Source organism: Rhodopirellula sp. JB055 (assembly GCF_043100905.1).
Taxonomy (GTDB): Bacteria; Planctomycetota; Planctomycetia; order Pirellulales; family Pirellulaceae; genus Rhodopirellula.
On the sequence record NZ_JBICHO010000416.1, the window covers coordinates 1 to 9,556 of the forward strand.

Here is a 9,556-nt window from a genome sequence, read left to right on the forward strand (position 1 = left end):
CATCGGATTCTCGGCCGAGCGGATCCGCGACGGTGATCAGGACGCGGGCCAGTCGTGTTTGTTGGTCGAGTGTTCCGATCAGGCGAGCGACTCGGCCTTCTCGCTCGACACCGGGACCCCAGGCGTCTGGATCGCGAAGGATGACCTTGGAACCTTCGGTTGCATTGCCGTCCTCGGTCGCCTCAGGGAATTGAACCCAGCGAAGCGTTCGGACAGGAACGGCGGCCATGATCCAGTACTCGTCCAGCCCGATCAGGCGACCGAGTTCATCGCCGGGGCCGACTTGTGAACCAATGTCGATCGACCGTGACAGAACTTGAGCGTCAAAGGGAGCGGTGACTTCGGTGCGATCGAGGTCCAACTGAGCTCGTTCCAGCGATGCTTTTGCTGCCGCGATTTCTGCTTGGATGGATGCGATTTGAGGTTCTCGCAACACCAGGCCTCGGTTGGTGTCGTCAATGGTTCCCTCCAGCATCTTCAGCTCTTTTTCAGCCAAACGCTGGCGAGCCTGTTCGATTTCCCATGCCGCCTCTTTCTGCAGCAATTCGCTGCTGCTGATTGAGATCGCATTTTCGAAGTCGGCAGGGTCAATCCGCAGCAGCAACTCGCCCTCGCGAACCATGCCACCTGGGATGAACTCGGGAGCGATCTCCATGACCTGGCCGCTGACGCGCGGACTGATCGTGATGTCTTGGGCGGGTTCCACCGTTCCAAGCACCACCAACTGAGGTGAGTAACTGCCTCGTTCCGCTGGGATGGTGTCCACCAACGCGGCCGATTTTCGGGTGGCGTTGATCTGCTGGGCGGTCGGTTCCGTTTGGTTGATCACGAACACCGCTGCGGCGGATGCACCCAGAATGGCCAAGCAGGCGATGGTGGTTCCTAGGATGCGAAGCCAGCGCCACTGGGGTCGCTGATTCGACGCATCATTCATCGACAACGGTCTCCGGAATGATTTCCACGGTGGATTCCAATAATTCAAAGTCTTGCGAACGGGTGTCAAAATCGCCAGCCAACGCCAAGTACAGCGAGACGCGAATGAGCACCAAGTCTAGTTGAGCGGAAAGCAGTTCGCGCTGCAATCTTTGCTGAGCCGTGATTGCACTGAGCACATCCAGGTAGGTCGCATCGCTGATCAAGTACTGCTCACGCAGTTGCTCGGAGGAGAGCCGAGCCAGTTCGACTTGGTTTTCCAGGTGTTCGATGCGCTCGAGCTGGTATCGTTCTTGGGCCAGAGCGTCCTCAACTTCACTGAACGCGTTGAGCATCGTCTGCCCATAAAGATTGAATAATTCACGTTTCACGGCGGCGTTGCGGTCGACTTCGGCTCGACGTTGCCCCCCATCGAATAGAGGGGCGATCATTTGTGCACCGATCGAAACAAACCAATCGCGGAACACCGTTTCAGGTGATTCCGAGACGTTCAGCAACGAGCCGGTGAGGTTGATACGGGGATACTGGGCACTGATCGCGGAAGCAAGATCGCGGTCCGCGGCTCGGAAAGCCAGGTAGTCCCGTCGGACGTCGGGGCGGCGTTTCAGCAATTCGGAGGGCAATCCGGTGGACGGCAGCGGGGGCAGTTCGGGCAGGTCGGTGCCTGGTTCGTATTCCGCCGTTTGTGGCATCTCGCCGAGAAGCACCGCGAGCTGGTGTTCCAGCACTTCGATGCGGACTTTTTCCACCACGATTTGTTCCAGCGTTGCTTCGACCAATTGCCGTTGTCGAAGCACGTCGGGGCTGCGGATCAATCCGGATGCAAAACGTGCTTCTTGCAGTGCCAGGCCCATTTGGTTGTTGTCGAGTTGTTCGTTGAGCAAATCAATTTGGGCGTGTGCTTCGATCAATGAGAACCACGTGCGAGTGATCTCCGCTGAAAGCGTCAGTGCGATGGCCAAGTAGTCTTCTCGTGTGGCCGAGGTGCGCAATCGCTCGGCATCGACACGAGATTCAATTTCGCCCCACAAGTCGACTTGGTACCCAGCGTCCAATCCCCAGACGAAACTGGAGCGATCGCTGCCGGGGCCCATCGTGCTGCCATAATCTGCCACACCATTCAGGTCGGGCCACAGGTCCGAGGCTTCGCGCCGGGTCAGAGCTCGAGCCGCATGCAGCCGTTGCAGGGCTGCGGCGAGCGTGAAGTTGCCCTGCAAGGCGACTTCGATTTCGGCGTTGAGAGTCGGATCGTTGAAACTGGTCCACCAACGGTCGGGCGGCACCACTTCGCCGGGAACTGAAAAAGGCGGTGGGGTCTGCGATCGAAATGTCCAGGAGTTGTCGCGATTGGCGCAGCCCGCACCAACCAGCAGAAACGCTATGAGCCACCGGGCGGGGAGGAACCTCGCTAAACGAACCGTGAACATGAAGCCCGATCTACGAGATTCGGTGCTCCGAAATCCAGTCCAATCCAGGACTTGTTACATAGCTCGATGGCTATTCATTGTGTTTCACGACGGTCGAAAAGGCGATCACCGCCCAGGCACTGCCCCAGTCGTTCGCCGTTGGCGTGGCTGCTCCCTTTGCAGAAGCCTTGGTTTTGACACATTTTCAATGCGGCACGCAGCCAACGACCGGTGAGTGTTGAGTCTCGGCGAGGTGCTTTGCCTAGCGATTCGGGGCATTGAGTTTGCGTTTTGGAACGCAAGAGAGTGGGCCAAAAGAGTGGATGCTGTATCCGGTCCAAGGGCGACAAGCCTGGGCTGCGAAATGTTCGGTCTTGCCAGCGTTTTGGGCTGCGCAGGTTTTGTTCCTCGACTTCGCCCCAACGGGGCAGCCCTACGCCAGCCCAGGGCAACGCCCTGGGTTGCGGCTTGTGTCGGATTCTCCGAAACGAAACCCCAGGCGATGCCTGGGGCTATCTTAGAGTTGCCCCCTTGGGGCGGAGGAAAGAACAGAGACCAACAGCGCATCTTCCGTGGCAACGCCAAGTCGCTCGACCAACTCGCGGGCCCAGGTTGGTTGCTGGGTTCGTGAGGCCAATGCCATTGGAATCTTCCGATCGTCACAGCGATCCAAAATCGCAAGCGCATCGTCGTACAAGCGAACCTGCTGGCCATCGCTGTCAAGAATTTGCGATTCACAGGTGTGAAACGGTGGCGACAAGCAATCACACCACGTTCCGCCACAATCCCAGAGCGTGAAGTCGAGGTCAAATACGACCAAGCGTGGAAGCATATCATTCATGAATGAGAATCGATCACGCGTCGAGTAGTTCGGCGATCTTTTCCGTTGGCCGACCAATCGCGGCTTTACCGTTGTGGATCACGATCGGACGTTCGATCAACTTGGGGTGCTCCACCATCGTGGCGATCCACTGTTGGTTGGTCAGCGTTTGCTCGCCCAAGTTCAATTCTTTGAACAAGGCTTCTTTCTTACGGACCAAGTCTGCTGCGGGAATGCCCAACAACTTCACGATCTCGGCGAGTTCTTTCTTGCTCGGCGGCGTGTCCAAGTACTTGATGACTTCAGGTTCGATGCTGCGTTCCTGCAGCAATTGAAGAGCTTGGCGTGACTTGGTGCATCGTGGGTTGTGGTAGATCTTGGTCATTCTGCGCAGGCGTGATGGGGCGAGAGCGAAGGCGGATGAGGAACGGAAAGTTGGCGAACTATCTGAAACTTTCCGTTCGATTCCTTCAATCCCGGTAGTCGACCAGTCCCGGTAGTCAACGCCGAGCACCACTCGTCGTCCCGGGCATCACTCGTCGTCGGTTGCTGCCGAGGATTCGGGCTCTGATTCCGGGGCATCGGGCGCGGGAGCATCGGAGGTGGCAGAATCCGACTTCTTCAGGCCCAGTCGATACGCCATTGCGATCGCTTGCCGGCTGTAGTCGATCGATTCGCCCAGGATTCGTGCGGACTCTTGGCTGGCATGGAACCCCTTGCGGTTTTCGCTGGCGATGTAGTCCAGACGCCACATTGCTTTGCGTTGCAACACGCGAATTGGTTTGAGTTGTTCTTCGGTTGCACCGGCTTCTTGGACTTCGATGATCGCGTCCAGCATTTCAGTCATCGCGCTGGCAGCGCGGTCGATGAGGGCTCGCGTTCGGTCTTGGATCACATCGACGCGAGCTTTGATTTCGGTTTCCGGAACCTTGTGGCAAGTTTGGCAGGCCTTGTTGATGTTGGTCATGGGGCTTCGGACCCAGTGGCTGCTGACCTTGGTTGCACCTACTTTTTCGAACGGCATGTGGCAATCGCTGCAACTGACGCCTGCTCGAGCGTGAATCCCTTGGCTCCAAAGTTCAAACTCGGGGTGTTGAGCCTTGTAGACTTTGGTGCCGGTGGTCTTGTGAACGTAGTCGTAGAACTCTCCGCCATCGGGGAACGTGGTAGCGTCCCATTCGGCTTCGAGGTTTTCCATCTTCAGTCCGTTGCTCCAGGGGTAGGTCAACGTCATCTTGTTCGCACAGTAGTACTCGACGTGGCACTGCCCGCAGACGAAGGATCGCATCTCCTGGCGAGTTGCCATCGTGTTCGGGTCGTAGTCACCTTTTTTGCCGCCATCACGCCAAGATTGAATGCTGGGCAGGTGTGGAACCTCAGCGTCGCTCTTGGCGAGTTTGTCGATGCCCAAGATGAATCCGGGGCGAGTGACTCGAATCGACATGGTCTCGGGGTCGTGGCAATCCACACATGAAACCGGATGGGCACCACCGACATGAGGATCGCCGCTGGCGGCGTCAAATCCATCGGGAGTTTTTTCGATTTCCGCATGAATCTCTTCGTACTTCTTGGTGCTGACCGATCGGAAGCCAGCCAAGACAGCCTCCTGCTGAAAGCCATCGGCCAGTGATTTCGCATCGGCCGGTTTGCCTTGTTCTTCCAATCCGATTCGGCGGTACGTGGCGGCGATGGACGCGTGGCAGTGCAAGCAAGCACCGGATTGCTGAACTTCGGTCACTCGCTTGGTGACTTCTTGGTCAGCCAACATGTGAGCGTGCCCGCGTGCTTCGCGATAATCAATGCTGAAGGCATATCCAGCAAACAATCGTTTGAGCCAAGGCGATTCTTCCAGCTTGCTGGGTGGCAGAGCGTGGTTGCCACCGAAGTCGGTGTAATCGTCGTTGACCGTTTTCAGGTAGTCCTCGTATTGCTGTGGGAAGTTCAGGCCCCAGGGTTCCGGGTCGGTGCTGATCTCAGTGACGTCGACCACTTTGGTGAACGGAGCCCTGGCCTCTTGTTTGCGTTCAAAGATGTTGACCAGCAACGCGACAACGCCGAACGTTGCGAATGCGGTCAGTGCGGTCAATAAAATCAGCCATCCGAAGCTGCGTGGTTGCTGATCGGACATGACAAACCTTTGCGAACGAAGATTGAAAGAAGAGGTCGAATAGGAAGAACGTCAAAAAACGGGGCGATACCCAAACGGTGTCAACGCGGATGCATCCAGTCCACTTTGCCGTGCCCCGCATGGCCGACATCGGCATGGCAATGGACGCAGTTCTGCATGTCAGCTTGCGCTGTTGCCGGCAGCAACGCATGCACAAAATCACGATGGCAGTCCACGCAAGTGCTCTGTGTGACTCGGCGGTTGCGTGGTTTGATTTCGATCGGATCGGAATAGCCACCCAAGGTGAATGCCAAGGAGTGGAAAAAACCGTTGTCACCTTTGACAATCCACTTGCCGATCTTGTCGTGCGGCAGGTGGCAGTCATTGCAAACCGCAACGTGATGGTGCGAACTTTGTTGCCACGAATCAAAGTGTGACTGCATCACGTGACAATTGACGCACGTCTCGGGTTGATTGCTCAGGTAGCTGGCACCTTTGCCGTAGCCGAAAGTGAATGTGCCGATACCAGCGAGCAGTCCCAGGGCAACGCAGAAAAGCATCGCAATTCTGGGAAATCGCTTGGTCGCAACAGTTGTGCTCGGCGTTGATTCCGGTGGATCGCCGGTGTCTGATTGCATGATCCATTCCTTTCGCGTGAACCAAGCAAGCCGGACGCGGACTCGCTCGATGGGGTGGAATGTAGCAGTTTCGATGCAATCGCGGGCCGCCGGTCGGGTGAATTTTTCGTTGAAAGGGCCAACTTGATCCGGCTGTGTTTCGCGATCCTTTGCAGGTGTGCGAATACGCTCGCTCAGCAACGTTGGGTCGGCACGCTTTCATAACCATCCGGTGCGCGCAGGAACCGGTTGTGAGTGTGAACGCGTTTCGTGGGACTGCCATCGTTCGCGACGAGTTCATGACCGGATTCGCACCAGCCCAAGATTCCTGGGCGATGGTTGCGTGCCTGCATGCCGTTTCGCAAGCAGCGCTGAGCAAAGATCCAACTGCGGCCGCCGACGGTGCACGAAGCGATCACGCATCGATTCTCGAACTCATTTTCGCGTGACCGAAACTCATCGACAGAGATGGAACCCGGAATGTGAGATACTTTTCTCTCGGTTGATGACCGAACATCGACGAGAATGATCGATGGATCGTTCTGTTTCAGGCGTCTCGCTAACTCCTCCGTTGAAATCTCTTTCACCTGACTTCTTCCAACGAAGGGAGCCAGGTGGTTGAGCCAGAGGATGAACAGTTTGGACAACCAAACCATGCGTGTTTCCTAGCGAGACAAAACGTCAACCAAACGGTGGTGAGCGTGGGAATACATTGTTGGCGGATCGAGGAGACTGGTCGGTCCTACAAAAAGATCATGATTCACGCGAAAGCACAGTCATTGAACTATAACGTGCCGATGAGGGAGATTTTCCACCAAGGACCCGGCATGATTTTCACAGGCAACTCCAAGAAGTACCTCACCGAGATCGTTTTTCTGATTTCGAATGACGTTTCCTGAATTTCGCTGGTCCATCGTCCAACCTGTTTCTACCATCATCTGAGGCCCCATCATGAGCGATGCCATTTCGATGTTCCTTTCCGCTCCGACCTACGCCGTCGCGGGGGCGTCTGCTCGCCAGCACAAGTATGGCAACAAAGTCTTCCGGGCCCTGATCGGATCTGGACGAGAGGCGTACCCTCTCAATCCGATCACGGAAGAAATCGAGGGGCACCAGGCGTACCCGCGGATTCAGGATTTGCCGACGGTGCCCGAGGCGGTTTCGATCATCACCCCGCCCGAGGTGACTCGCAAAGTGGTCGCCGACGCGATCGAGGCGGGCGTGAAGCACCTGTGGATGCAACCTGGTGCGGAGCATGAGGAAGCCAGCCAGGCAGCACGCGAGGCAGGGCTGACCGTGATCGACGATGGCAGTTGCATCTTGGTGCTGCTCGCTCGCGAATGAGATGCCACGGCCGGTTGACGTTTGGGAAATGGAAACGGAACGTCGCTGGCTATTTCTCGACGGAGTAGCCCGCATTTTTCCAGGCACTCATGCTGCCCGGCACATTGTGAACGCGCCGGAAACCGTTTCGTTGCAACACGCTCGCAGCAATGCTCGCTCGGTACCCACTGCCGCAATAGACCGCGACGGGTTCGTCACGGTTCAGTTTTAACTCGCCGTTAACACCATCTCTCATGTCAGCGACGTAGTGATGTTTGGCTCCTGAAATCCGATTGGAATCGAACTCGGAAGGCGCACGAACATCGAGGATCTGAAACTCACTCTGGTGTTCGTTCAGATCGTGAACGGTGAGTTGTGGCGTGGTCGACAACGGTAGTCCGGCATTGTCCCAGGCTTTCATACCACCGACGAGATAGCCTTCGAAGCGATGCAAGCCTACGACTGCAAAATGCCACGCGACCCAGTCCAGTTGGGTTTCGTCATCCACGACGAGCAAGATTGGCCGATCGTAGTTGAGCATGTCTCCGGCCCAGACGGAAAGTTCAGGGCGATCACCCAAGTTGATGGCACCCTCAATGTGGCCTCCGCCAAACGCAAGCATTTGACGTGTGTCGACGAGTTGTGCTTGGCCAGTCTGAATGGCTTCTTGGAACGGCTTCGGAGGCAGGCCTGGAACGACGGGGGCGTGACCAATCAGATCCGGGCCCTCGGCATTGATCTTCTTCAGAATCGGATAGTGCTGGGGCACCGGCGGGGCACCCTCGCTGACGAACTTTGCGAATTCGTCGAGGTCTTCGTGCTGCAAGAACGAATTGCTTTTCCGTTCTTGGCCAATGGTCGTCATCGGTCGTTCACCGATGCTGGCTCCACATGCCGAACCCGCGCCATGACATGGGTAAACGATGACGTCATCGGCGAGTTTCAAGTAGTAGTCACGAAGCGTCGAGAATAGTTGCTTGGTGAGTTCTTCCGTTTCCTCTTCCCCCAGCAAATCTGGACGGCCAGCGGATCCAACGAAGAGCGAGTCACCACTGAGCACACCCCATGGTTCGTTTGGCGAATCGGAATCAGCCAGCTCGTACGACAAATGTTCGGGCGTGTGACCAGGCGTGTGTCGGGCGGTGATCTTTGTGGATCCGAACTCAAACGAATCTCCGTCTTTGATTCTGTGAACGTCGAATCCGTAGTTGGCATCGCCTTCGCCGCTCGCGAAAATCTTTGCGTTACCGACTCTGGACTGCAGTTCGCGCGAACCGCTCATGAAGTCCGCGTGGATGTGAGTCTCAAAGATGTGCGTGATCGCGACGCCGTGTTGACGGCTGAGCTGGACGTAGGTCTCGACGTTGGGTTGTGGATCGATGACCGCCGCGGTTCCGGTGCTGTCATCGCCGATCAAGTAGGACAGTTGCGAGATTCCTTCCGTTTGAATGCTCTCAAAAATCATGGTCATCGGACTCACCTGGATGTCTGGGAAAAGTGTCAGTGGAATCGGCCCAGCGAGTTCGCTGTGGAGACTCGCTGAGTTCCGTTGCCGCGAATGAGCGACCACGGTTCGAGTTCCCAGCGGATCAATTCGCGGCGACTTGGGTGCGGTGATTGACGTATTGCTTCACGAATTGTTCCAGTTCGGGTTTGTCGCATTCGAAGCCCATCTCTTTGGCTTGTTCGAGTGCTTGTTCGCCCGAGATGCCTTGTTCCACCGCGGTGTGCATCATCATCATCGCTCCGGCCCGCTTGCCGCTTTTGCAGTGAGCAAAAACCGGTTTGGGAAGCGATTGATACTGCTCCCGAAATTGGTCCACTTTCTTTTCGTCCATCCCATCCATCGAGACGGGGACGTGCAGGTACTTCAGACCAGCCGATCGAACAAGATTGCCTTCGGCATCTGGTCCCAAAGGCTGTTTCTCTTCCCCGGCGGTACGGAAGTTGATGACGGATTGAAAACCTTCAGTGGGCAATTCCTTCAATTCGTTTTCGCTGGGCTGGGGGCCAACGATGAGCTGATCGTTGAATTTCATTCGATTCGACATGTCTGATTCCTTGTGCGGGGAGGGAACGAATTTGAGTCGCGGGCTCGACAGACGAGCCGCGAATTCTGTTTGGAATGGAGGCAACTGGCGTTCCAGATTTGGCCGTCCGACGGCCCCGATGTGCGTCGAAAACGAGCTTTGGCCGCGGAAAACGCGGGTAGCTCCGCGATTGGAGGACTGTGCCTTTTCTTGTCTCACTTATGTGACGATTAGCGCACTTTGTCTCGATTGATTCCCGAAAATCCGGGTTGTTCGCTTTGGCACCAAGATTGCGATTTTCGGATCAGGTCACCGCTATC

At 56.4% G+C, this 9,556-nt stretch carries 10 protein-coding genes; 1 reads left to right on the forward strand and 9 read right to left on the reverse strand.

The window, feature by feature from the left end; translation table 11 throughout:
* The 7 genes from ACF8AM_RS16295 to ACF8AM_RS16325 all read right to left on the reverse strand — a co-directional run.
* Positions 1 to 934 (reverse strand): efflux RND transporter periplasmic adaptor subunit (locus ACF8AM_RS16295; RefSeq protein WP_392556651.1); only part of this gene is annotated, 934 nt, incomplete at its 3' end.
* Positions 927 to 2,360, reverse strand: a complete 1,434-nt coding sequence (locus tag ACF8AM_RS16300) for a TolC family protein (protein ID WP_392556652.1) — start codon at positions 2,358 to 2,360, stop codon at positions 927 to 929. The genes ACF8AM_RS16300 and ACF8AM_RS16295, both read right to left, overlap by 8 nt.
* Before the next feature lie 496 nt (positions 2,361 to 2,856).
* A complete protein-coding gene (locus ACF8AM_RS16305) occupies positions 2,857 to 3,180 on the reverse strand; it encodes a magnesium-dependent phosphatase-1 (protein ID WP_392556653.1) in 324 nt (107 codons plus the stop codon).
* A 13-nt stretch (positions 3,181 to 3,193) separates the two neighbouring features.
* The gene (arsC, locus tag ACF8AM_RS16310) at positions 3,194 to 3,544 is read right to left on the reverse strand and encodes an arsenate reductase (glutaredoxin) (RefSeq protein WP_392556654.1); all 351 of its coding nucleotides are present in this window, start codon (positions 3,542 to 3,544) and stop codon (positions 3,194 to 3,196) included.
* A gap of 147 nt (positions 3,545 to 3,691) precedes the next feature.
* Positions 3,692 to 5,287 (reverse strand): ammonia-forming cytochrome c nitrite reductase subunit c552, encoded by a 1,596-nt coding sequence (locus tag ACF8AM_RS16315; protein WP_392556655.1) that lies wholly within the window; start codon positions 5,285 to 5,287, stop codon positions 3,692 to 3,694.
* Positions 5,288 to 5,367: 80 nt separating this feature from the next.
* Positions 5,368 to 5,904 (reverse strand): cytochrome c nitrite reductase small subunit, encoded by a 537-nt coding sequence (gene nrfH, locus ACF8AM_RS16320; RefSeq protein ID WP_392556656.1) that lies wholly within the window; start codon positions 5,902 to 5,904, stop codon positions 5,368 to 5,370.
* Between the two features lie 173 nt (positions 5,905 to 6,077).
* Positions 6,078 to 6,539 carry a rhodanese-like domain-containing protein gene (locus ACF8AM_RS16325; RefSeq protein ID WP_392556657.1) on the reverse strand — a complete coding sequence of 154 codons (462 nt, stop codon included), beginning with the start codon at positions 6,537 to 6,539 and terminating at the stop codon, positions 6,078 to 6,080.
* Positions 6,540 to 6,834: 295 nt separating this feature from the next.
* Between ACF8AM_RS16325 and ACF8AM_RS16330 the strand changes: the two genes are divergently transcribed.
* Positions 6,835 to 7,227, forward strand: a complete 393-nt coding sequence (locus tag ACF8AM_RS16330; protein ID WP_392556658.1) for a CoA-binding protein — start codon at positions 6,835 to 6,837, stop codon at positions 7,225 to 7,227.
* Positions 7,228 to 7,276: 49 nt separating this feature from the next.
* Here the strand turns inward: ACF8AM_RS16330 and ACF8AM_RS16335 are convergent, their stop codons facing one another.
* The gene (locus ACF8AM_RS16335) at positions 7,277 to 8,671 is read right to left on the reverse strand and encodes a rhodanese-like domain-containing protein (protein ID WP_392556659.1); all 1,395 of its coding nucleotides are present in this window, start codon (positions 8,669 to 8,671) and stop codon (positions 7,277 to 7,279) included.
* 124 nt (positions 8,672 to 8,795) lie between these two features.
* Positions 8,796 to 9,308 carry a beta-lactamase hydrolase domain-containing protein gene (locus tag ACF8AM_RS16340; RefSeq protein ID WP_392556660.1) on the reverse strand — a complete coding sequence of 171 codons (513 nt, stop codon included), beginning with the start codon at positions 9,306 to 9,308 and terminating at the stop codon, positions 8,796 to 8,798.
* Positions 9,309 to 9,556: the final 248 nt, after the last annotated feature.

Bases quoted from the DNA above. Each gene is read 5' to 3' on its own strand.
- ACF8AM_RS16300 (WP_392556652.1), bottom strand. From the start codon at position 2,360: ATGTTCACGGTTCGTTTAGCGAGGTTCCTCCCCGCCCGGTGGCTCATA.
- ACF8AM_RS16305 (WP_392556653.1), bottom strand. From the start codon at position 3,180: ATGAATGATATGCTTCCACGCTTGGTCGTATTTGACCTCGACTTCACG.
- arsC (WP_392556654.1), bottom strand. From the start codon at position 3,544: ATGACCAAGATCTACCACAACCCACGATGCACCAAGTCACGCCAAGCT.
- ACF8AM_RS16315 (WP_392556655.1), bottom strand. From the start codon at position 5,287: ATGTCCGATCAGCAACCACGCAGCTTCGGATGGCTGATTTTATTGACC.
- nrfH (WP_392556656.1), bottom strand. From the start codon at position 5,904: ATGCAATCAGACACCGGCGATCCACCGGAATCAACGCCGAGCACAACT.
- ACF8AM_RS16325 (WP_392556657.1), bottom strand. From the start codon at position 6,539: ATGGTTTGGTTGTCCAAACTGTTCATCCTCTGGCTCAACCACCTGGCT.
- ACF8AM_RS16330 (WP_392556658.1), top strand. From the start codon at position 6,835: ATGAGCGATGCCATTTCGATGTTCCTTTCCGCTCCGACCTACGCCGTC.
- ACF8AM_RS16335 (WP_392556659.1), bottom strand. From the start codon at position 8,671: ATGATTTTTGAGAGCATTCAAACGGAAGGAATCTCGCAACTGTCCTAC.